21 protein-coding genes are annotated in these 20,702 nt (G+C 65.5%); 6 read left to right on the plus strand and 15 right to left on the minus strand.

What is annotated here, in order from left to right; translation table 11 throughout:
- Positions 1–2: 2 nt before the first annotated feature.
- From G0Q01_RS25035 to ccoN, 7 genes are all read right to left on the minus strand, one after another.
- The gene (locus tag G0Q01_RS25035; RefSeq protein ID WP_164188916.1) at positions 3–476 is read right to left on the minus strand and encodes a FixH family protein; all 474 of its coding nucleotides are present in this window, start codon (positions 474–476) and stop codon (positions 3–5) included.
- On the minus strand, positions 473–1,909 hold the full coding sequence (gene ccoG / locus G0Q01_RS25040) for a cytochrome c oxidase accessory protein CcoG (protein ID WP_164188918.1): 1,437 nt from the start codon (positions 1,907–1,909) through the stop codon (positions 473–475). Before ccoG ends, G0Q01_RS25035 begins: the two co-directional genes overlap by 4 nt.
- A 90-nt stretch (positions 1,910–1,999) precedes the next feature.
- Complete coding sequence (locus G0Q01_RS25045) at positions 2,000–2,878, minus strand: LysR substrate-binding domain-containing protein (protein ID WP_164188920.1); 879 nt, start codon at positions 2,876–2,878, stop codon at positions 2,000–2,002.
- A 446-nt stretch (positions 2,879–3,324) separates the two neighbouring features.
- Positions 3,325–4,212, minus strand: coding sequence for a cytochrome-c oxidase, cbb3-type subunit III (ccoP, locus tag G0Q01_RS25050; protein ID WP_164188922.1), 888 nt, complete (start codon positions 4,210–4,212; stop codon positions 3,325–3,327).
- Between the two features lie 13 nt (positions 4,213–4,225).
- Positions 4,226–4,423 (minus strand): cbb3-type cytochrome c oxidase subunit 3, encoded by a 198-nt coding sequence (locus G0Q01_RS25055; protein WP_108966599.1) that lies wholly within the window; start codon positions 4,421–4,423, stop codon positions 4,226–4,228.
- 12 nt (positions 4,424–4,435) lie between these two features.
- Positions 4,436–5,206 (minus strand): cytochrome-c oxidase, cbb3-type subunit II, encoded by a 771-nt coding sequence (ccoO, locus tag G0Q01_RS25060; protein ID WP_164189061.1) that lies wholly within the window; start codon positions 5,204–5,206, stop codon positions 4,436–4,438.
- A 41-nt stretch (positions 5,207–5,247) separates the two neighbouring features.
- Positions 5,248–6,861, minus strand: coding sequence for a cytochrome-c oxidase, cbb3-type subunit I (gene ccoN / locus G0Q01_RS25065; RefSeq protein ID WP_164213959.1), 1,614 nt, complete (start codon positions 6,859–6,861; stop codon positions 5,248–5,250).
- A gap of 204 nt (positions 6,862–7,065) precedes the next feature.
- On the opposite strand from ccoN, the gene G0Q01_RS25070 reads away from it, so the two are divergent.
- Both G0Q01_RS25070 and G0Q01_RS25075 read left to right on the plus strand, forming a co-directional pair.
- The gene (locus G0Q01_RS25070; protein ID WP_164188924.1) at positions 7,066–7,905 is read left to right on the plus strand and encodes a universal stress protein; all 840 of its coding nucleotides are present in this window, start codon (positions 7,066–7,068) and stop codon (positions 7,903–7,905) included.
- A gap of 274 nt (positions 7,906–8,179) precedes the next feature.
- On the plus strand, positions 8,180–8,494 hold the full coding sequence (locus G0Q01_RS25075) for an SH3 domain-containing protein (protein ID WP_235940390.1): 315 nt from the start codon (positions 8,180–8,182) through the stop codon (positions 8,492–8,494).
- Positions 8,495–8,519: 25 nt separating this feature from the next.
- On the opposite strand, the gene G0Q01_RS25080 is transcribed toward G0Q01_RS25075, so the two are convergent.
- Entirely contained in the window at positions 8,520–8,975 is a 456-nt protein-coding gene (locus G0Q01_RS25080; protein WP_108966593.1) for a MarR family winged helix-turn-helix transcriptional regulator, read from the minus strand.
- A gap of 70 nt (positions 8,976–9,045) precedes the next feature.
- Here G0Q01_RS25080 and G0Q01_RS25085 point away from each other — a divergent pair, with 70 nt between their 5' ends.
- Entirely contained in the window at positions 9,046–9,396 is a 351-nt protein-coding gene (locus tag G0Q01_RS25085; protein ID WP_164188926.1) for a DUF1428 domain-containing protein, read from the plus strand.
- A gap of 19 nt (positions 9,397–9,415) precedes the next feature.
- Here G0Q01_RS25085 and fnrL read toward each other — a convergent pair whose 3' ends face one another.
- On the minus strand, positions 9,416–10,171 hold the full coding sequence (gene fnrL / locus G0Q01_RS25090; protein WP_108966590.1) for a transcriptional regulator FnrL: 756 nt from the start codon (positions 10,169–10,171) through the stop codon (positions 9,416–9,418).
- Positions 10,172–10,235: 64 nt separating this feature from the next.
- Between fnrL and hemN the strand changes: the two genes are divergently transcribed.
- Positions 10,236–11,591 carry an oxygen-independent coproporphyrinogen III oxidase gene (gene hemN, locus G0Q01_RS25095; RefSeq protein ID WP_164188928.1) on the plus strand — a complete coding sequence of 452 codons (1,356 nt, stop codon included), beginning with the start codon at positions 10,236–10,238 and terminating at the stop codon, positions 11,589–11,591.
- Between the two features lie 45 nt (positions 11,592–11,636).
- Here the strand turns inward: hemN and G0Q01_RS25100 are convergent, their stop codons facing one another.
- The 5 genes from G0Q01_RS25100 to G0Q01_RS25120 all read right to left on the minus strand — a co-directional run bounded on the left by G0Q01_RS25100 (position 11,637) and on the right by G0Q01_RS25120 (position 18,363).
- Entirely contained in the window at positions 11,637–13,232 is a 1,596-nt protein-coding gene (locus G0Q01_RS25100) for an ABC transporter ATP-binding protein (RefSeq protein ID WP_164188930.1), read from the minus strand.
- On the minus strand, positions 13,229–14,434 hold the full coding sequence (locus G0Q01_RS25105) for an ABC transporter permease (RefSeq protein WP_164213955.1): 1,206 nt from the start codon (positions 14,432–14,434) through the stop codon (positions 13,229–13,231). The genes G0Q01_RS25100 and G0Q01_RS25105 overlap by 4 nt, the downstream gene beginning before the upstream one ends.
- A 1-nt stretch (position 14,435) precedes the next feature.
- The gene (locus G0Q01_RS25110) at positions 14,436–15,548 is read right to left on the minus strand and encodes a microcin C ABC transporter permease YejB (protein ID WP_164188935.1); all 1,113 of its coding nucleotides are present in this window, start codon (positions 15,546–15,548) and stop codon (positions 14,436–14,438) included.
- 1 nt (position 15,549) lies between these two features.
- A complete protein-coding gene (locus tag G0Q01_RS25115; protein ID WP_164188937.1) occupies positions 15,550–17,541 on the minus strand; it encodes an extracellular solute-binding protein in 1,992 nt (663 codons plus the stop codon).
- Between the two features lie 312 nt (positions 17,542–17,853).
- Positions 17,854–18,363 carry a cytochrome c family protein gene (locus tag G0Q01_RS25120; protein ID WP_164188939.1) on the minus strand — a complete coding sequence of 170 codons (510 nt, stop codon included), beginning with the start codon at positions 18,361–18,363 and terminating at the stop codon, positions 17,854–17,856.
- A 144-nt stretch (positions 18,364–18,507) separates the two neighbouring features.
- Here G0Q01_RS25120 and G0Q01_RS25125 point away from each other — a divergent pair, with 144 nt between their 5' ends.
- Positions 18,508–19,341: a prephenate dehydratase gene (locus G0Q01_RS25125; protein ID WP_108966577.1), complete on the plus strand. Its 834-nt coding sequence runs from the start codon at positions 18,508–18,510 to the stop codon at positions 19,339–19,341.
- A 21-nt stretch (positions 19,342–19,362) separates the two neighbouring features.
- Complete coding sequence (locus G0Q01_RS25130; protein WP_235940391.1) at positions 19,363–19,869, plus strand: hypothetical protein; 507 nt, start codon at positions 19,363–19,365, stop codon at positions 19,867–19,869.
- 78 nt (positions 19,870–19,947) lie between these two features.
- Here the strand turns inward: G0Q01_RS25130 and G0Q01_RS25135 are convergent, their stop codons facing one another.
- Positions 19,948–20,694 (minus strand): TadE/TadG family type IV pilus assembly protein, encoded by a 747-nt coding sequence (locus tag G0Q01_RS25135; RefSeq protein WP_235940392.1) that lies wholly within the window; start codon positions 20,692–20,694, stop codon positions 19,948–19,950.
- Between the last annotated feature and the right edge of the window lie 8 nt (positions 20,695–20,702).

The following is a 20,702-nucleotide window of genomic DNA, read 5'->3' on the forward strand; positions in this document are numbered from 1 at the left end:
GGTCAGCCCCTGATGAAGAATTCCAGACGCTGCTCGAAGAGCGTACCATCCTCGGCTTGGGCCTTCACCCAGACGTTCCAATGGCCGGGCGCAAGATCGTCGGCGGCGACGAACTGGCGGCCGTCCCAGAAGAACTCGGGCGTGTGGTCGTCCTTGACGTGGGTCGAGCGGCCGAGTCTTGCGCTCAGCTCGGCGGGCTTCACCGGCAAACCCTCGGGATCGGTGAACCGCAGCACCACCGCGCCCTCGCGCGGCTCGGCATGGGCGGTCCAGCGCAGCGCCTCCTGCTCGGCGCGGCGGACATCGAAGGTCTGGCTGGCGACGTAGGAGTTCGGCACCTCGAGCCCAGGGAAGGTGGCGATGGCATTGTAGGCGAGCGCGATGTTCACCGCGATGATCACCCCGAAGGCGCCGCCGAAGATCGCCAGCACGTGCCAGCCGGTGAGCTTGCGTCCGCTATCCTGTGCTTCGGTCATTGAATTGTCCGTCCGTTGAAGATGGTCGCCTTGGCGGCGCGGTCGCCGGTGGTCAGGTCCTCGACCCAAATGTGAAACTCGGTGCGGTCGGCCTTAGCCTCGGGGGTGCCCTCGGGAGCGGTCACATAGACCCTCTGAAGGTGCGTCTCGTTGGCGGGCACGTCAACGGTGGTGTCCGTCTCGCCCTCGAGGCTGATCTGCAGGATGGCATCGTCCGAGAGCGACAGCCGGAAGGGCCGGTCCTCGCCGTGCTTGTTGAGCAGGCGCACGTCGTAGGTGTTGCGGATCGAGCCGTCCGAAAGCACCACGTAGGTCGGATTGCGCACCGGGGCGACGGTGAGCTCGATCTCGGGGCGCAGCACCAGCGCGACCAGCAGGCCGACGCCGACCAGCGACCAGAGCGCGGTGTAGAGAAGCACGCGCGGACGGAAGATGTGCTTCCAGATCCTGCGGGGTTCTTGGCCCGCGCGCTCGCGCGTCTCGTCCGACAGGGCGAGGTAATCGATCAGCCCGCGCGGCTTGCCGATCTTGTCCATCACGTCGTCGCAGGCGTCGATGCAGAGCGCGCAGGTGATGCAGGCCATCTGCTGGCCGTCGCGGATGTCGATCCCCATGGGGCAGACGTTCACGCAGGCGTTGCAGTCGATGCAGTCGCCGAGCTGCTCTGCGCCCTCGGCCTTGCGGTGCTTGCCGCGCGGCTCGCCGCGCCAGTCGCGGTAGCCGACGGTCAGCGTCTCCTCGTCCATCATCGCCGCCTGGATGCGCGGCCAGGGGCAGGCATAGATGCAGATCTGCTCGCGCGCGAAGCCGCCGAAGGCAAAGGTCGTGGCGGTGAGGATGGCGATCGTCGTGTAGGCCACGGGGTGGGCGTTGCCGGTCACCAGGTCGACCAGCAGGGTGGGCGCGTCGGTGAAATAGAACACCCAGGCACCGCCGGTGGCCAGCGCGATGAGCAGCCAGACCACCCATTTGGTCAGCCGCAGCCGTAGCTTGCGTACGTCCCAATTTTTCTGCCGGTGCAGCCGAAGCCGCGCGTTGCGGTCGCCCTCGATCCAGCGTTCGACGAGGATGAAGAGGTCGGTCCAGACGGTCTGCGGGCAGGCATAGCCGCACCAGACCCTTCCCAGCGCCGAGGTGAAGAGGAAGAGCCCGAGCCCTGCCATGATCAGCAGGCCGGCGACGAAGTAGAACTCGTGTGGCCAGATCTCGATGAAGAAGAAAAAGAAGCGGCGGCCAGCCATGTCGACCAGCACCGCCTGGTCCGGCAGCTCCGGCCCCCTGTCCCAGCGGATCCAGGGGGTCACGTAGTAGATGCCCAAGAGCACGAGCATCAGCACCCATTTGAGATTACGGAAGTGCCCGCGCACCCGGCGGGGGAAAATCGGCTCGCGCGCCGCGTAGAGAGAGGGCGCGCCTGGTTGGGTCTCGGACACCGCAAGTACTCCGGTTCGAATCTGCCTGTGCCGCCCGTTCTGACGCCGCAGCGCGCCGCGAACTTTGACCTGCATCAATAAGCATATCTTTCACTTAGCTTTTGCGGCCTCACGTCGCAGCCAGGTGGTGAACATCCGGAGCGGCGCGCGCATGACTCCGGGCCGGGTGACCAGATAGTAGCCCTTTTGTCGGCTATCTTCGAACAATAGTCGCAGCCGGCCCGAGGCGATGTCGTCCTCGGCAAAGACGCGGGCGGTGATCGCGATGCCATGACCCTGCCGCGCGGCCTCGAGCATCAGGTTGCCGGGCAACGAGCTGACCCCCTGCCGGACGTCGTGGTCTATGCCGAACTGGGCGAACCAGTCGGTGGCCTCGTTGGTGCCCAGCTCCTGCAGCCAGTGGAAGCTGCGCAGCTCGGCGGGGTCGGTGTACTCGCGGTCGCCCACCAGCTGCGGCGCGCCGACCAGCGCGATGGGAGACTCCACCAGCAGCTCGGCCTCGAGCCCTGGCCAGCGGCCCGAGCCGTAGCGCAGCGCCACGTCGATGCCGCCAGGCTCCAGCGGCGCGAGCTTGGCCGAGGGATCGAGCATCAGGCTGATCTCGGGATGCGCCTCGCGAAAGCGCGCGAGCCGCGGCATCAGCCAGGACGAGGCAAAACTCGGCGTGGTGGTGATCATCAGCGGCCGGTCGGCTTCGGCGCCGGTCAGCGCCTCGAGCTCCTGCGCGATGCGCCCGAATCCCTCGGCCAGCGCCTGTGCCAGCCGCGCGCCTTCCTCGGTCAGCGCCATGGAGCGCCGCGAGCGGTCTAGCAGCCCGATGCCGAGATGCGACTCCAGGTTTCGTATCTGCTGGCTGATCGCCGCGTGGCTGACGTTCAGAGCTGCGCCGGCCTTTTGCACCGACCCGGTCTCGGCGTAGGCGGCAAAGGCCCGGAGCGCAGGGAGAGGGGGGAGAGAGGTCCAATTCATTATGTCAAGCAATCTTACATGTCAGAATTCTTCCTGACTGGCTGCAATGGGCCCTTCGATCAATACTTGAAGGGCGAAATGGCGTATTCAGGAGGTTAAAAGTGCTTGTAATATATGCAAAAACTTTCATGACTGCGACCCGGACGGACGTCAGGCCAAATTGCCCTCCATCCGCGCGCTCGACACATGCGCCTCACCCCGGTGCGCCAGAGGCGTCCCGGGCAAGCGACAGGCGTCGCCGGGGTATACGGTCAATGATCAACGGAATTTTGATGCGTGCCAAGGGCAGAAATGCGGCCAAGGCAGATTGCCGGGGTCATGAGACGTGAAACGTCCGCTTTCTCGGCGGCAAAAGGAAACGCCGGCCCCCCTGGAAACGCGCGAACAGGTGGGGGACCGGCGTCTGGCCTCCGGGCCTTGCGGCCCAGAGGTATCTTGTCGCGCGCCTACTCGGAGGCTTCGCCGCCGCCAAGCCCGTGCACATAGGTGGCCACGGCGCGGATTTCCGCTTCCGACAGACGGGCGTTCCAGTTCGGCATGACGCCGAAGCGGGCGTTGGTGACGGTCTCGTGGATCGTCGCGTAGTCGCCGCCGTAGAGCCAGATCGCGTCGGTCAGGTTCGGCGCGCCCTGCATCCGGTCGCCGGTGCCGTCCTCGCCATGGCAGGCCGCGCAATTGTCCGCGAAGACCGTGGCGCCCTCGTCAACGAGCGAAGCGTCCTGGGGCTCTTCGCCCGACAGCGTCATCACGTAGTTGCTGACCGCGGCGATCTGTTCGCGCTCGAGCAGCCCGTCACGCCCGAAGGCCGGCATTTCCGAGTAGCGCGCATCGGGGTCGTCCTCGTTGCGGATGCCATGGGTGATCGTGGTGTGGATCTCCTCGATCGAGCCGCCCCAGAGCCAGTCGTCGTCGAGCAGGTTGGGATAGCCCTTGGCCCCCGCTGCGCCCGAGCCGTGGCACTGCGCGCACCAGGTGCGGAAGACCGCGGCCCCGGCGTTCTGCGCGTAGCCGCCCAGCTCGGGGTCGCCCGCGATCGCGCTCAGCTCGACCGAGGCAAGCTGCTCGTTGATCGGGGCGAGCTTGGCCTCCTGCGCCGCGATCTCCTCGGCCACGGCGCCGCGGGTCGAGTAGCCGAGCAGCCCCGCGGTGGCCGAACGCACGCCCGGCCAGGCGGGATAGGCGATGGTGTAGCCCACGCCCCAGATGATGGTCGCGTAGAAGACCATCAGCCACCAGCGCGGCAGCGGCTTGTTGTACTCCTCGATCCCGTCCCAGGAATGGCCGGTGGTCTCGTAGTCGAGATCGTCTCTACGGGTGTCTTTCTTGTCGCTCATGATCCTCGCCTCCTCACTTGTGGGCGGGTTTTTCGGGCGCGTCGGGCGCGGCCGGGGCGGTGTCGTTGCGAAGCGGGATGCTGGCGGCGTCATCGTGATTGCGCCTGGCCCCGGGGCGGAAGATCCAGACGATCATCCCCACGAAGAACAGGAACATCAGCAGCAGCCCCCAGCTGTCCGCGAAGTGGCGGAGGCCGGAATAGGTGTCCATCTCGTCCCCTCCTCAGCGGCTGGCGTCGGGCGTGAAGGTCGAGAAATCGACCAGCGTGCCGAGCATCTGCAGGTAGGCCACCAGCGCATCCATTTCCGAGATGCCCGGTTCGCCGTCGAAGTTGCGCACGCTGACCTTCTCGCCGTAGCGCTCGAGCAGCCCGTCGTAGTCGAGATCGGGGTTCGCCTGCACCCGGAAGTCGGCCGAGGCGTTCTCGACCATCTCGTCGGTATAGGGCACGCCGACCATGCGGTGGGTGGCCAGAAGGTCTTCCATGTACTGCCCGTCGATCAGCTTGGCCGACAGGAAGCCGTACTTGGGCATCACCGATTCCGGCACGACCGACTGCGGGTCGGTCAGGTGATCGACGTGCCACTCGTCCGAGTAGCGGCCGCCGACGCGGGCGAGGTCGGGCCCCGTCCGCTTCGAGCCCCATTGGAACGGGTGGTCGTACTGCGATTCCGCCGCCAGCGAGTAATGGCCGTAGCGCTCCACTTCGTCGCGCATCGGGCGGATCATTTGGCTGTGGCAGACGTAGCAGCCCTCGCGGATGTAGATGTCGCGCCCGGCCAGCTCCAGCGGGGTATAGGGGCGCATGCCCTCCACGTCCTCGATGGTGTTTTCCAGGTAGAAGAGCGGCACGATCTGCACCAGCCCGCCAATGGTCACCACCAGGAAGGCGAAAATGGCCAGCAGCGTGACGTTCCTCTCGAGAACGCCGTGCTTGTCGAGGATGGACCACCTTTTGGGGCGGTCACCCAGACCCGTGGCGGAGGCCGGCATCGGGGGCTTTTTGTCGTTGGTTGCCATTGTCTCGGCCCTCCTTATTCGGCCGGGTGCGCGTGAGCGGCCGCGGTCTCGGCTTCGACAGCCGGAGCCCGTTTCACGGTCATCCACAGGTTGTAGCACATGATAATCGCACCAGCGATGTAGAGGCCGCCGCCGAGGGCGCGCACCACGTACATCGGGAACTTGGCGGACACGGTGTCGGCGAAGCTGTTGACGAGGAAGCCGTTGGCATCCACCTCGCGCCACATCAGGCCTTCCATGATGCCCGTGACCCACATCGACGCGGCGTAGAGCACGATGCCGATGGTGGCGAGCCAGAAGTGCCAGCTGACGAGGCTGAGGCTGTAAAGGCGCTCACGGTTCCACAGTTTCGGCGTCAGGAAGTAGAGCGCGCCGAAGGTGATCATGCCGTTCCAGCCAAGCGCGCCGGAGTGCACGTGGCCAATGGTCCAGTCGGTGTAGTGCGACAGCGAGTTCACCGCGCGGATCGACATCATCGGGCCTTCGAAGGTCGACATGCCGTAGAAGCCGATCGAGATCACCAGCATCCGCATGATCGGGTCGGTGCGCAGCTTGTCCCAGGCCCCCGAAAGCGTCATCAGGCCGTTGATCATGCCGCCCCAGCTGGGCATCCACAGGATGATCGAGAACACCATGCCAAGGGTCGAGGCCCAGTCGGGCAGGGCGGTGTAGTGCAGGTGGTGCGGACCGGCCCAGATGTAGAGGAAGATCAGCGCCCAGAAGTGCACGATCGACAGCTTGTAGGAGAACACCGGGCGCTCGGCCTGCTTGGGCACGAAGTAGTACATCATCCCCAGGAAGCCGGCGGTCAGGAAGAAGCCCACGGCGTTGTGGCCATACCACCATTGCGTCATCGCGTCCTGCACGCCCGAGAACAGTTGCACCGACTTCGAGCCCCAGATCGATACGGGGATGCTGAGGTTGTTGAAGATGTGCAGCATGGCGACGGTGATGATGAAGCTCAGGTAGAACCAGTTCGCCACGTAGATGTGCGGTTCCTTGCGCTTGATGATCGTGCCGACGAAGACCAGCAGGTAGGCGACCCAGACCACGGTCAGCAGCCAGTCGACGTACCATTCGGGCTCGGCGTATTCCTTCGACTGGGTGGCGCCCAGCAGGTAGCCGGTCGCGGCCAGCACGATGAAAAGCTGGTAGCCCCAGAAGACGTACCACGCGAGGTTGCCGCCCCAGAGGCGGGTCGCCGAGGTGCGCTGGACGACGTAGAACGATGTGCAGATCAGCGCGTTGCCGCCAAAGGCGAAAATCACCGCCGAGGTGTGCAGCGGCCGCAGCCGTCCGAAGTTGGCAAAGCCCTGCGCCCATTCGAAGTTGAGCGCCGGAAAGGCCAGCTGGGTGGCGATGAACACGCCGACCGCGAATCCCACCACGCCCCAGAAGGCGGTTGCAATGACGCCGGCGCGCACCACATCGTCCATGTAGCTCAGCTCTCGCACCCGGGCGGGCACCGGCTCGTCGGTATTGCGGAGGGTCCAGAGGAACAGACCCGCCGCGAGGAGGAAGATGGTCAGCGCATTGACCATGTAAGCCACGTCTCGTGCGTAGTTGGCAGCGATCAGCGCGAAGAGCGCGACAACCCCCAGCACGATGAGCTTGATATAATTCAGCATCATTCGTCCCTTCGTCTGACTCGCACGATTCGTTGCCGCGCGAGCGGTTCTGACTGACGGGGTTTTGAAGTGAATGCTCCCGCCCAACCTTGATCTGAATCAAGGCTTTGGTTCCGAGTTCTTGCGTTAAGTCATTCTAAGGGTTGCCCTTCGGGCGTAATGTGCCGGTGTCGGGCCCTCCCGGACAATACCACGGAGATTGCAATGGGCTACAAATCAATACTTACGGTTGTGACCGACGAGGCCTTCCTGGAGTCGACGATCGATCACGCCGCCGCGGTTGCCGCCTGCTGGGACGCCCATCTGGATGTGCTCGCCTTTGGCGTCGACCGCACCCAGACCGGCTATTATTACGCCGGCGCCGACGCGATCATCCTGCAGGAAACGCTCGACCGCGCTTCCAAGGACGCCACGGCGCTTGCCACGGCGGCGAAGGCGCGGCTGAACCGCTTCGACCTGCGTTGGGCGGTCGAGGAGGGTGTGGCGCAATTGGCCGACATCGGTCGCCACGTGGCGGGCCGGGCGCGGTTTGCCGACATGGTGGTGCTGCCCAAGCCCTATGGCCCGGACCGCGGCGTCGAGCTGGAGCCGGTGGTCGAGGGCGCGCTCTTCGAGGGGCAGGCCCCGGTGCTGGTGGTGCCGCGCGCCTCGGACCCGTCGAGCAAGCCCAAGCGCGTCGTGCTGGGCTGGAACGAAAGCGCCGAGGCGCTGCGCTCGGTGCGCGCCGCCATGCCGATCCTCAAGGAGGCCGAGGCGGTGCACGTGGTGGTCATCGATCCGCCGCAGCACGGGCCGAACCGCTCCGATCCGGGCGGCATGCTGTCGCAATACCTGTCGCGCCACGGGGTGAGCGCCGAGATCGACGTGCTGACGAAGACCATGCCGCGGATCTCCGACATCCTGAACCGCCACGTGCAGGACGTGGACGGTGACATGATCATCATGGGTGCATATGGCCATTCCCGCTTCCGCGAGGCGATCCTCGGCGGCGCGACGCGGAACATGCTGGAACTGGCGGAGGTACCGGTCTTTCTGGCGCATTGAGGCTTGGGAGAAGAGGCCTCTGCGAAGAAACCGGACAGGCGGCGCAAGCCGTCCGAGGGCGGACCCGAGGGTCCGCCCTTGTCGTGTCAGCCGGTCCGTGTCAGCCGGTCCGTGTCTGCCGCGCCAACCCTGCGAGGACGTGTCTGCGGCAGAGGTTGCCCGGGCACCGCACGGTGGGGGCGCAACGGCCCGGCGCGCTCGGTTGAGGTTCCTTTCGCACCGGCAAGTCGATAGGGTCCGGGCCGAGGCAGAAAAGAACGAGCAGGAGACACCCATGCGCGCAACGATCGGGACCGTGATGATGAGAGGCGCGGCAGCGCTCGCCCTTGCGGCGACATTGGGCGGATGTGCCGCCAATCCCGGCTGGGGCGGGCGCTACGAGGTTTACGGCGTCGAAGAGGGCGACATGCTCAAGCTGCGCGGCGGGCCGGGCACCGGTTTCGACGTGATCATCGGCCTGCCGAACGGCACCGTCCTTCGGGTCTACGACTGCACCCAGACCGGCGGAACCCGCTGGTGCGAGGCCGCCCTCGACCGGGCGCCGGAGACACGGGGCTACGTCTCCTGGGCCTATCTGCGCGAGCACTGAGCACGCCGTCCCCGCGGGGACGGGCTCAGATCTCGCCCAGGGCCATCAGCGCCGCCTTCAGCGTCTCGAGGTCCATATCCCCGAGCGCCGTGTCCACGGCATCGTGCTCGCGGCGCCAGATCGGCATCGCCGCGTGCAGCACCTCGTGTCCCCGCGGGGACAGGCGCAGCCGCTTGCCGCGCTTGTCCTCGGCATCGGCGGTGCTTTCGACCAGCCCGCGCCGCTCGAGCACCTTGAGCGCCGCGGTCAGCGTGGTGCGGTCCATGGCCAGGAAGGGCGCCAGATCCGAGATGCGCGGCGGCTCGGGGCGGTTCAGCGACATCAGGATCGAGAACTGCCCGTTGGTCAGCCCCACGGGTTTCAGCGCGACGTCGAAGCGCCGGCCAAGCGCGCGTGCCGCCCGCTGCGCGCGGAAGCACAGGCAGCGGTCGCGGACCTCGAGGGTGGTCTCATAGGGCAGGGATGGCGTTGTCTCGCTCATGTATTCTCATTCATGTTGATATCAACTTAATTATGCGCCTAGGATGCGGAAGAGCAACAGGAGATGTCTCATGACGCATGTTTGGGGGTTTTTGACGCCCGTGCCGCAGGAAAACAAGGCAGCCTATTTGGAGACGGCCCGAAAATCCTGGGATTTATTCAAGGAATACGGGGCCTTGTCGCTACACGAATGCTGGGAGGCCGAGGTGCCCGAGGGCAAGCTGACCTCCTTTCCCATGGCGGTGAAGCGCGAAGAGGGAGAGGCCGTGGTGTTCAGCTGGATGATCTGGCCCGACAAGGAGACCGCCGACCGCTGCGGCGCCTCCTTCGAGACCGATGAACGCTGGAAGGCGACCATGGACATGCCTTTTGACGGCAAGCGGATGATCTACGGAAGCTTCGATCCGCTGTTCGAGGCCTGAGCCGGGCGCAGGCGGGCGGTCAGGCGAAAACGCCGCCGTCCGCGTCGTCGCCCGCCTCTTCGAGCAACCGGTCCATGTCGGGGATGGTGACGTGGCGCTTGCCCTCGAGCTCGATCACCCCGTCCTTGCGCAGCGCCGAGACCTGGCGGCTGACCGTCTCGAGCGTCAGCCCGAGGTAATCCGCCATGGCCTCGCGGGTGAGCGGCAGGTCAAAGGTGATCCGCTCGCCGGGCGCGCTCACGTCGCGCATGTTGATCGAGGCATCGCGACGGGCAATGATCGACAGCAGCGAGGCGATCTTCTCGCGCGCGGTCTTGCGGCCGAGCACCAGCATCCATTCGCGTGCAGCATCGAGCTCGTCGAGGGTCATCTCGAGAAGGCGCTGCGCGATATGCGGGGTGCGCATCATCATCTCTTCGAAGGGGCTCTTGCGGAAGCAGCACATCACCAGGTCGGTGGTTGCCACCACGTCGTAGGCAGCCGAGGCGCGGCCCGGACGGCCGACGAAATCCGACGGCAGCAGCAGGCCGACCATCTGGGTGCGCCCGTCTTCCATGGTCTGGGTGAGCGTCGCGATGCCCGAGACCACCGAGCCGACGAATTCCATCCGGTCGCCGGACCAGATCACCGTCTGCCCGGCTTCGAATTTGCGGTAATACTTGATTTCTTCGAGCCGCTCGAGCTCATCCGACTCGCAGCGGGCGCAGACCGCACGGTGGCGGATCGGGCACTCGTTGCAGTCATGCGAAACCGCGATGCTCTTTTCGTTCAGCATTCCATGTCCAAATCTTGATCTGCGTCAAAGTCGTGCCGCGAAAAATTTTCGTAAGCCTACGCTCATGATTACGCGAGCACAACTCTCCCGCCTTGGCCTCTTCGACGCGAAGGTTCCCCGGTACACCAGCTACCCGACGGCCCCGCATTTCTCGGGCGACGTCACCCCGGGCGATTTCGCAAACTGGATCAGGGCCGTGCCCGAAAATGGCATGGTCTCACTCTACCTGCACGTGCCTTTCTGTCGCAGGCTGTGCTGGTTCTGCGCCTGCCGCACGCAGGGCACCGCGACCCTCGCGCCGGTGGAAAGCTACGTCGAGACGCTGAAGGCCGAGCTTGACCTGCTGAAGCGGCATCTGCCCCGGGGTGTCAAACTGTCGCGGCTGCACTGGGGCGGCGGCACGCCGACGCTGCTGACGCCCGAGCTGATGCGGGCACTGATCGACAAGCTCGCCGACGTTGCCGATTTCGCCGAAGGGGCCGAGTTCTCGGTCGAGATCGACCCCAACGAGATCGACGGCGAGCGGCTCGACGTGCTGGCCGCCGGGGGGATGAACCGTGTCTCGATCGGGGTGCAGGACTTCGATCCCGGGATCCAGAAGACCATCGGTCGCGAGCAGAGCTACGAGGTGACCCGCCGCGCGATCGAGATGGTCCGCGACCGCGGCATCGGCAGCCTCAACGCCGACATCCTGTACGGGCTGTCGCATCAGTCGAAGGCGCGGATCACCGAGTCGGTGCAGAAGCTGCTGTCGCTCGGGCCCGACCGCGTGGCGCTCTACGGCTACGCGCATGTGCCCTGGATGGCCAAGCGCCAGCAGATGATCCCCTCGGACGCGCTGCCCACGCCGAGCGAACGGCTCGACCTTTTCGAGACGGCGCGCCAGCTTTTTGCCTGGGATGGCTACGCCGAGATCGGCATCGACCACTTCGCCGTGCCCGATGACGGGCTGGCGATCGCGCAGAAGACCGGCAAGTTGCGGCGCAACTTCCAAGGCTACACCGACGACACGTCCGAGGTGCTGATCGGGGTGGGGGCCTCGTCGATCTCGCGCTTTCCGCAGGGCTTCGCGCAGAATGCTCCGGCGACCTCGGCGCATGTGGCGGCGATCCGAGAGGGGCGTTTCTCGACAGCGCGCGGGCATACTTTCCGGGGCGAGGACAAGCTGCGCTCGCGGATGATCGAAATGCTGATGTGCGATTTCCGCATCCGCTCCGAGGAGTTGATCCGGGACTACGGCGCGAGCGAGGCGATGCTCGCGGGCCTGTACCGCGATGCCAATGCCCGCTTCGACGGGCTGCTGGAGATCACTGAGGACGGGCTTTTCATTCCGGTGGGCGCGCGGCCGCTGACCCGCATGGTGGCGCGCAGCTTCGATGCCTACGAGCTGTCGAAGGCCGGGCACAGCTCGGCGATCTGAGCAATGGCGCATGGGCGGGCGCTGGCCCGCCCGGCGCGCGCCGCCTTATCCCGCCAGCTCGAAGGCCGCGGCAAAGAGCGTCTGCGTGTAGTCCGTCTTGGGCGCGGCGAAAATCTCTTCCGCGTCGCCCATCTCCACCACGTCGCCCTGCTTCATCACGATGACCTTGTGGCTCATCGCGCGCACCACCTTGAGGTCGTGGCTGATGAAGAGGTAGGCGAGGTCGTACTTGCGCTGCAGCGCGCGCAGCAGCTCGACGATCTGCACCTGCACCGTCATGTCGAGCGCCGAGGTCGGCTCGTCCAGCACCACCAGCTTGGGCCGCAGCACCATGGCGCGGGCGATGGCGATCCGCTGGCGTTGACCCCCCGAGAATTCATGCGGGTAGCGGTGCATCGTGGCCGGGTCGAGACCCACCTCGGTCATGATCGCTGCCACCACCTCTTTCGCGGGTCGCCCGTCGGGGGAGCCGTGCACGCCGAGACCCTCGGCGATGATCTGCTCGCAGGTCATCCGCGGGCTGAGCGAGCCGAAGGGGTCCTGGAAGACGATCTGCATCTCGGAGCGCAGCTTGCGCAGCTGCCGGGTCGACAGGTCGCGCACGTCGCGCCCGTCGAAGGTGATGCCGCCCTGTGACTGGATCAGCCGCATGATCGCAAGAGCCAGCGTGGTCTTGCCCGACCCGGACTCGCCGACGATGCCCACGGTCTCGCCCGCGCGCACTGAGAAAGACGCGTCGTTGACCGCCTTCACGTAGCCGACGGTCTTTTTCAGGAACCCTTTCTGGATGGGGAACCAGATCTTCAGATTGTCGGCGCGGGCGATCTCTTTCGCATCCGGCTCAACCGGATCAGGTTTCCCGGTGCTCTCGGCCGAGATCAGCTTCAGCGTGTAGGGATGCTGCGGGTTGGCGAAAAGCTCGGCGGTGGGGCCATGCTCGACGATCTCGCCGTTCTTCATCACGCAGACCCGGTCTGCAATCTTGCGCACGATGTTGAGGTCGTGGGTGATGAACAGCAGGCTCATGCTCTCGGCCTGCTTGAGATCGGCCAGAAGCTCGAGGATCTGCGCCTGGATGGTCACGTCGAGCGCGGTGGTGGGCTCATCCGCGATCAGCAGGTCCGGCCCGTTGGCCAGCGCCATGGCGATCATCACCCGCTGCCGCTGCCCGCCCGAAAGCTGGTGCGGATAAGCCGACAGACGGCTTTCGGGGTCGCGGATGCCGACCTTGTTCAGCAGATCGAGGATGCGCGCGCGGGCCTTGTCGCCGGTTAGCCCCTGGTGCAGCGCGAGGCTCTCGCCGAGTTGCTTTTCCAGCGTGTGCAGCGGGTTGAGCGAGGTCATCGGCTCCTGGAAGATGAAGCTGATGTCATTGCCCCGCACCTTGCGCAGGCGCTGCAGATCGGCGCCGATCATCTCCTGATCGTTGTAGCGGACCGAGCCTTCGACATGTGCGGCATCGCCCAGCAGCGAGACGGTCGAGAGCGCGGTCACCGACTTGCCCGAGCCCGACTCGCCGACCAGCGCCACGGTCTCGCCGCGCGGGATGTCGAAGCTCACACCCTTGACCGCGAGGCTGCGCGTGCCGTCCTGGGTGAAGCTGACCTTCAGGTCGCGGACCTCGAGGATATTGGCGCTCATGAGAAGGTCTTTCTGGGGTCAAACGCGTCGCGTACGCCTTCGAAGATGAAGACCAGCAGCGACAGCATCAGGGCAAAGACGGTGAAGGCGGTGAAGGCCAGCCACGGCGCCTGCAGGTTCTGCTTGGCCTGCAATGTCAGCTCGCCCAGCGAGGGCGCCGAGGAGGGCAGGCCGAAGCCGAGGAAGTCGAGGCCGGCGAGAGTGCTGATCGTGCCGGTCACGATGAAGGGCAGCATGGTCAGCGTCGCGACCATGGCGTTGGGCAGCATGTGGCGGAACATGATGGTCCAGTTGCTGACGCCGAGCGCCTTGGCGGCGCGCACGTACTCGAGGTTGCGCGCGCGCAGGAATTCTGCCCGCACCACGCCCACGAGTGCCGTCCAGCCGAAGAGCACCGTCAGGAAAACCAGCAGCCAGAAACTTCGGCCCAGAATGGCGAAGAGGATGATGATCACGTAAAGCGATGGCGTTGCGGACCATATCTCGATCAGCCGCTGGAAAATGAGGTCGAGCCAGCCGCCGAAGAAGCCCTGCAGTGCCCCGGCGACGACGCCGATGATCGACGAGACGACCGTGACCACCAGCGTGAAGAGGATCGACAGGCGGAAGCCGTAGATCACCCGCGCCAGCACGTCGCGCTTGGTGTCGTCGGTACCGAGCAGGTTCTGCCCATTCGGGGGCAGGGGCGCCGCGCCGGGACGGTCGACCGGGGTGTTGAACGTGTAGGGAATGGGCGGCCAGATGCTCCATCCCTTGACGAAATCGCCCTCGGGGGTGCCGCCCGCCTCCACCGTCTCGATCAGCCCTTCGGGGTCGTCGAAACATGCCTCGATGCCGCCGGTGCGAATGAGGCATTGCACCTCGGGATCGCGGTAGGCGGCCTCGGTCCGGAAGTCGCCGCCAAAGGCGGTTTCGGGGTAGAAATTGAAGATCGGCATGCGCAGCTCGCCGCGGTAGCTGACGAGGATCGGCTTGTCGTTGGCGATGAACTCGGCGAACAGCGACAGGCCGAAGAGCACCACGAAGCTCCACAGCGACCAGAAGGCGCGGCGGTTGCGCTTGAAGTTGCGCCAGCGGCGCTGGTTCAGCGGCGACAGCGCGAAGCGGCCGGGTTTGGGCTGCGGGACGACGGGAATTCCGGGCTCGGGCTGCGGGCGGAGCGGCGCGGAGTCGTCGAAGCGGGGATCAGGCTCGTAGCTCATCTCAGCCCTCCCGCTTCTCGAAGTCGATGCGCGGATCGACCAGAACGTACATCATGTCCGAGATGATCCCGACGACAAGGCCGATGAGGCCGAAGATAAAAAGCGTGCCGAAGATCACCGGATAGTCGCGCGCCACCGCCGCCTCGAAACCGAGCCGCCCGAGACCGTCGAGCGAGAAGATCGTCTCGATGATCAGCGAGCCCGAGAAGAAGACGCCGATGAACACCGCCGGGAAGCCGGCGATGACGATCAGCATGGCATTGCGGAAGACGTGGCCATAGAGCACGCGGCTCTCGCTCAGGCCCTTGGCACGGGCGGTCATCACGTAGTGCTTCTTGATTTCGTCGAGGAAGGAGTTCTTGGTCAGCAGCGTCAGCGTGGCAAAGGCCGAGATCGTCGAGGCGATCACCGGCAGCGCGATGTGCCAGAAGTAATCGGCGATCTTCATCGGCCAGCTCAGCGCCTCCCAGTTGTCCGAGGTGAGGCCCCGCAGCGGGAAGATCTGCCAGAACGAGCCACCGGCGAAGAGCACCAGCAGCAGGATGGCGAAGAGGAAGCCCGGGATGGCGTAGGCGACGATGATCACGCCCGACGTCCATGTGTCGAAGCTGCTGCCGTCCTTGACGGCCTTGCGAATGCCGAGCGGGATCGAGACGATATAGGCGATGATCGTCGACCAGAGCCCGAGCGAGATCGACACCGGCATCTTTTCCAGCACCAGGTCGATCACCGAGATCGAGCGGAAGTAGCTCTCGCCGAAGTCGAGCCGCATGTAGTTCCACATCATCCCGAAGAAGCGCTCGAGGGGGGGCTTGTCGAAGCCGAACTCCTTCTCGAGGCTCTCGATGAACTCGGGCGGCAACCCGCGGGCGCCGACGTATTTCTCGTTGCCGCCGCCGCCCATGCCCGCGCCGACAGTGTCCATTCCGGCACCGGGCGCAGTGCCGCCACCGCCGGAGAAGCCGCCGAAGACGTCTCCCTGGCCCTCGATCTGGGCGATGATCTGTTCGATGGGACCGCCGGGCACGAACTGCACCAGCGCGAAGTTGATGATCATGATCCCCAAGAGCGTGGGGATGATGAGCAGCAGTCTGCGGAGAATGTAGGCTCCCATATTATTTCAGCACGCCGGCCTCTTTGAGGGCCTTCTCCTTGTCGGGGTTCACCCACCAAAGGCTGAGGTAGCCAAGATCGTAGGGCGGGATGGTCTCGGGGTGTTCGTACATGTCGTAATAGGCGACCCAGTAGTCTGCGATATAGCCGTCGGGGACGATGAAGAACTCGTAGCGCAGCGCGCGGTCGAGCGCCATCAGCGCGACGTCGGTTTCCGCCTGGCTGGTGGCCTCGAAACTGGCGGCGATGATCGCGTCGACGAGCGGGCTGGCGAGCCCGGCGGGGTTGAAGAGCGAGAATTCGGCTTCGCGCGAGCCGTACATCTGGCTGAGCCCGCCCCCCGTGGACAGGAAGGCGCCGTAGCGACTCGAGTAGATCATGTCGTAGTCGCGCTCGCGCTGCCGCAGCGTGAACTGCGAGGGATCGACCTTTTCGTAGCTGGCATCGATCCCGATGGCGCGCAGGTTCTGCACGTAGGTTTCATGCATCGACTCGATGCTCGCTTCGATGTTGCTGGGAATGATCATGTGCAGCTTGAGGGTCTCGCCGGCGTCATTGCGCGCCAGCCCGTCGTCGCCCACGCTCCAGCCCGCCTCCTGCAGCAGCCCGCCTGCCTGGCGGCGCGTGCCGCGGCTGATCAGGTCCTCGGGGTTGCTCTCGTGCATGGTCCAGACGTCGGTGGTGTAGATGCCTTCGGGAACCACGTCGCCCAGCGACTTGAGGAAGTCCAGCTCGGCCCCCTCGGGCAGGCCCTTGGCCTCGATCGGGGTGCCCTCGACGAAGGAACTGCGCGGGCTGTAGAGCCCGTAGCGCAGGCTCTCATTGCTCCACTCGAAGTTGAAGGCCAGGGCGATCGCCTCGCGCACGCGCTTGTCCTTGAGCTGCGGCTTGGCGAGGTTGAAGACGAAGCCGGTGGGGTTGGGCGGGCTGCCGTCGGCGATCTCTTCCTTTTTCACCGTTCCCTGCTGGATGCGCGGGAAGTCGTAGGAGGTGGCCCAGAGCTTGGGGTCGCTCTCGACCCGGAAGGTGTATTCGCCCGCCTTGAACGCCTCGAAGGACGCCGTCTGGTCAGAGAAATACTCGACCCGGACGGTGCCGTAGTTGTGCCGGCCCTTGTTGAAGGGGATGTCGCGGCCCCAATAGTCGTCGCGCAGCTTGTAGACGATGCGGCGGTTCACCTCGTAGCTGTCGAGCTTGTAGGGGCCAGAGCCGACCGCCACCTCCATGCGCGGCTCGTCGAGGCGGCGCTTCTCGGGGTCTTCCTCGAACCAGGCCTTCTTGAACACCGGCGTGGCGCCCACGGTCTCGATGCGCGAGCGCTTGGTGAGCTCTGTGTTGAAGGTGAATTTCACGGTGCGCTCGTCGAGCGCTTCTGCGCCGGTCACCATCTCGCCCACGGCGGCGGCATAGGAGGGAAGGCCCTGGGTGATGAAGAGCTTGTGCGAATAGACCACGTCCTCGGCGGTGACCGGCGTGCCGTCCCAGAAGGTCGCCTCGGGGCGGATGTGGAAGATCACCCAGGATTTGTCCTCGGGGTATTCGAGGCTCTCGGCGAGGACGCCGTAATATTGGCCGACGGAATCCTCGGTGCTCTCGATCAGGCTATCGTATTGCAGGGTGGTCAGCGCCCCGGCGCGGCCCTTGCGCGAATAGGGATTCATGCTGTCGAAGGTGCCGGAGGCGCCGAGCACGATCTCGCCCCCCTTTGGCGCGTCGGGGTTGGCAAAGTCGAAATGGTCGTAGTCGGCAGGGTAGTCGAGCTCGCCGAAGTAGGAGTAGCCGTGCGCGGTGATGATCTTCTGATCCGTCGCCTCGGCGGAGTCGGGGGCAGTTTCGGTGGCGGCGGGGCTGGCTGCGGGACTGGAGTCCTGGGCCCAGCCGGCTTGGGCGGCGAGGGCGATCCCCAGCGCGGTCAGCGCGCCGAGAAGGGGGCGAAAGGCAATCGGATCGAGGCTGCGAATGGCGGCCGCGGCAGGGCGCGTCGTCCGGATCATGTGGTCTCCCCTCTGGTTGTCGGCTTGAGCTCTGCCGTTTGATGTAAGCTAAGGGCCGGTCGCGACGACATTCAAGCCGAACTTGCTGGAGTTTGCGTGAGCGCCCGCGATTTCGGCGCGAGGGCGCCTGCGCGCAGGCCGTCCCGCCCGCGTCGCGGCCCGGCGCGCTTTGGGGGGTCGATTTTTCAGGGAAGGGGCGCGCAGCGGCCGCTGGTGGAGCGCCCATCCGTCCGCAGCGCACAGAAAAAGGCCACGGCGCGGGGCCGTGGCCTTTGCAATCTTGCTGCCGGAGCGATCCGGCTGATCCGCGGATCAGCCGCCCAGCGAGTCCAGGTAGGCGATCAGGTTCACGCGGTCCTCGGGCTTTTTCAGGCCGGCGAAGGACATCGCGGTTCCGGGCGCCACACCCTTGGGGTTCTCGAGGAAGTGGAAGAGGTTCTCGGGGGTCCAGACATCGCCGACCTGCTCGAGCGCGCCGGAGTAGGAGAAGCCGTCCACGGCGTCGATGTCGCGCCCGACGACGCCGTCGAGATGCGGGCCGGTGGCGTTGGTGCCGTCAATCTTGTGGCAGGCACGGCACTTGCCGAAGACCTTCTCTCCCTTGCCGGCATCGGCCGAGGCCATGAGCGTGGCGAAGTCGACCGTCTCTTCCTCGGCGCCGCCGCCGGCATCGGCGACCTCGATCACGTAGGAGGCCGTTTCCTCGCCATGGCTGCCGCCGACGTGGTAGAGGCTTTCGCCGACCCAGCTTCCCAGAAGGTAGATCAGAAAGGCGCCGCAGACGCCGCCCACCACTTTCGTCAAGGTCATGGTATCAAACATATGTCGCGTGTCCTCCCCAGGTCGGGCGTCGAAAGATAACCGTCGATCAGTGGTCTACGGCTTCCCTTGGCGTCTGGCAAGGTATACTAGCCGCGACCAAATGCCCACAAGCTGCAAGTGTTTCCAAAACGACGCGAGACTGAAATGACCAACCGCATTGCCTTCCAGGGAGAGCTTGGCGCCTATTCGCACCAAGCCTGCCGAGACGCCCGTCCCGACATGGAGGCACTGCCGTGCCGCACCTTCGAGGACACGATCGAGGCGGTGAAGAGCGGTGAGGCGGATCTGGCCATGCTGCCGGTCGAGAACTCCACCTACGGGCGGGTCGCGGACATCCACTCGCTGCTGCCGCACTCTGGGCTGCACATCGTTGACGAGGCCTTCGTGCGGGTGCACATCAACCTGCTGGCGCTGCCGGGGGTGCCGCTCGAGAAGATCGAAAAGGCGATGACCCATACCGTGCTGCTGGGCCAGTGCCGGAAGTTCCTGTCCGAGCATGGCATCGCCCGGCTGACCGGCGCCGACACGGCGGGCTCGGCGCGGCAGGTGGCCGAGATGGGCAAGCCCGAGATCGCGGCGCTGGCCTCGGAACTGGCGGGAGAAATCTACGGCCTCGACGTGCTGGCGCGGCACATCGAGGACCAGGGCAATAACACCACCCGCTTCCTCGTCATGTCGCCCGAGGCGAATCACGAGCGCCGCGGCGATCACGGCATGATGACCACCTTCGTGTTCCAGGTGCGCAACATTCCCGCCGCGCTCTACAAGGCGATGGGCGGTTTCGCCACCAATGGCGTCAACATGACCAAGCTGGAAAGCTACATGGTCGGCGGATCGTTCACCGCGACGCAGTTCTATGCCGACATCGAGGGCCATCCCGAGGACCCGGCGGTCAAGCGGGCGCTGGAGGAACTCGACTACTTCACCGAATACCTTGAAATCCTTGGGGTCTATCCGCGCGATCCGCGCCGCGACTGATCCGGGGCAGGGGGAGGACCCATGCAAGACAAGATGGACGACAAGATCCTGGCGCGCGCCTCGGCCACCGGGCCGCGGCGGGTGATCGGCGTCGGCACGATGGGCGGGCTCGGCCTGCTGCTGCTCTGGCTGGCGGTGATGCAGCCGCCGGCGAACCCGCTCTGGCTGGTGTTCCTGATCGTGCTCGGCGTGGCGGCGCTCTGGGTCGCGCAGATGATGTGGCGCGTGACCTCGCGCGAGCTGCTGCTCACCGACGACGCGCTGAGCGACAGCTCGGGCGCGGTGATCGCGCGCATCGCCGACGTGGTGAAGGTGGACCGCGGCGCCTTTGCGCTCAAACCCTCGAACGGCTTTGCCCTGACGCTGAAGGCACCGGGCAAGCGCGCGTGGTATCCGGGGCTTTGGTGGCGCACCGGTCGGCGGGTTGCCGTGGGCGGGGTGACCGCCGCGCGCGACACCAAGCCGATGGCCGACATCATCTCGGTGCTGGTGATGCGCCGCGAGGGCGAACTGCCGCCGGAGATGTGATCCCGGGGCACCCCGAAGAGCAGAAAGGCCGCAGCGATGCTGCGGCCTTTTGCGTAGGGTGGTGGGCGCGGGCGGGGATCAGCTGTCCCAGCCAGCCTCATTGTTGTAGCTGCCGTCGGTGTTGTCGCAGTCGGTGGCGTTCTCGGCGTTGTTGTTGCACAGCGAGTTGCCCGAGGCGTCCTGGTCGCCGTTGCCCCAGCCGTTGTTGCCGCTCTTGTTGTTGTAGAGAAGCTGCGGCGCATAGCGCGGCTGGGTGAAGCTGTAGGCCTTGATCGGGAAGGCGGAGAGACCGACCCGGAACAGCGGGTAGTAGTCGTCCCAGGTCTCCACCAGGATCACCTGCGCGGCATCGGCCAGGATCGGCAGGCGGTTGCGCATCCCGCTAAGGTCGCCGTTGGTCAGCGGCGCCGGATCGCCGCGCACGACGGACCATTCGACCGAGTAGTTGTCCTTTTTCTCCGAATAGCTGACCACGGTGATCCGAAGGTCGGTCTTATAGAGGTCGCCCTCGGCGAAGCCGGCGTTTTCGCGGTCCTCTCCGTAAACCGCGTTGCCGGTTCGGGTGAACAGTTTCAGCAGCTTGTAGGCGTTGTCGATATAGGTGTCGGTGATCTCGTCGGTTTCGCGCGAGAGCGCATCGCCGATGACGTAGTTGGCCTTCTGGTTCACCGAGGTCTCGCGAAAGACGTCGAAATAGACCCAGCAGGCTGCGAAGATCACCACCAGGATGGGCAGGGTGATCATCGCTTCCATCGTCACGTTGCCCTCGGTGTCGCGGGCAAAGCGGGTCAGGCGCGAAGCGAGGGATCTCTTCAGGGTCATCATGTCCTCAC

Source organism: Salipiger sp. PrR007 (genome assembly GCF_010499845.1).
GTDB classification, from domain to species: Bacteria; Pseudomonadota; Alphaproteobacteria; order Rhodobacterales; family Rhodobacteraceae; genus Salipiger; species Salipiger pacificus_A.

Bases quoted from the DNA above. Each gene is read 5' to 3' on its own strand.
- G0Q01_RS25125 (WP_108966577.1), top strand. From the start codon at position 18,508: ATGACCAACCGCATTGCCTTCCAGGGAGAGCTTGGCGCCTATTCGCAC.
- G0Q01_RS25120 (WP_164188939.1), bottom strand. From the start codon at position 18,363: ATGTTTGATACCATGACCTTGACGAAAGTGGTGGGCGGCGTCTGCGGC.
- G0Q01_RS25035 (WP_164188916.1), bottom strand. From the start codon at position 476: ATGACCGAAGCACAGGATAGCGGACGCAAGCTCACCGGCTGGCACGTG.
- ccoN (WP_164213959.1), bottom strand. From the start codon at position 6,861: ATGCTGAATTATATCAAGCTCATCGTGCTGGGGGTTGTCGCGCTCTTC.
- G0Q01_RS25105 (WP_164213955.1), bottom strand. From the start codon at position 14,434: ATGAGCTACGAGCCTGATCCCCGCTTCGACGACTCCGCGCCGCTCCGC.
- G0Q01_RS25055 (WP_108966599.1), bottom strand. From the start codon at position 4,423: ATGGACACCTATTCCGGCCTCCGCCACTTCGCGGACAGCTGGGGGCTG.
- ccoP (WP_164188922.1), bottom strand. From the start codon at position 4,212: ATGAGCGACAAGAAAGACACCCGTAGAGACGATCTCGACTACGAGACC.
- G0Q01_RS25100 (WP_164188930.1), bottom strand. From the start codon at position 13,232: ATGAGCGCCAATATCCTCGAGGTCCGCGACCTGAAGGTCAGCTTCACC.
- G0Q01_RS25080 (WP_108966593.1), bottom strand. From the start codon at position 8,975: ATGAGCGAGACAACGCCATCCCTGCCCTATGAGACCACCCTCGAGGTC.
- G0Q01_RS25135 (WP_235940392.1), bottom strand. From the start codon at position 20,694: ATGATGACCCTGAAGAGATCCCTCGCTTCGCGCCTGACCCGCTTTGCC.
- G0Q01_RS25075 (WP_235940390.1), top strand. From the start codon at position 8,180: ATGCGCGCAACGATCGGGACCGTGATGATGAGAGGCGCGGCAGCGCTC.
- fnrL (WP_108966590.1), bottom strand. From the start codon at position 10,171: ATGCTGAACGAAAAGAGCATCGCGGTTTCGCATGACTGCAACGAGTGC.
- hemN (WP_164188928.1), top strand. From the start codon at position 10,236: ATGATTACGCGAGCACAACTCTCCCGCCTTGGCCTCTTCGACGCGAAG.
- G0Q01_RS25070 (WP_164188924.1), top strand. From the start codon at position 7,066: ATGGGCTACAAATCAATACTTACGGTTGTGACCGACGAGGCCTTCCTG.
- ccoO (WP_164189061.1), bottom strand. From the start codon at position 5,206: ATGCCGGCCTCCGCCACGGGTCTGGGTGACCGCCCCAAAAGGTGGTCC.
- G0Q01_RS25110 (WP_164188935.1), bottom strand. From the start codon at position 15,548: ATGGGAGCCTACATTCTCCGCAGACTGCTGCTCATCATCCCCACGCTC.
- G0Q01_RS25115 (WP_164188937.1), bottom strand. From the start codon at position 17,541: ATGATCCGGACGACGCGCCCTGCCGCGGCCGCCATTCGCAGCCTCGAT.
- G0Q01_RS25045 (WP_164188920.1), bottom strand. From the start codon at position 2,878: ATGAATTGGACCTCTCTCCCCCCTCTCCCTGCGCTCCGGGCCTTTGCC.
- G0Q01_RS25085 (WP_164188926.1), top strand. From the start codon at position 9,046: ATGACGCATGTTTGGGGGTTTTTGACGCCCGTGCCGCAGGAAAACAAG.
- G0Q01_RS25130 (WP_235940391.1), top strand. From the start codon at position 19,363: ATGCAAGACAAGATGGACGACAAGATCCTGGCGCGCGCCTCGGCCACC.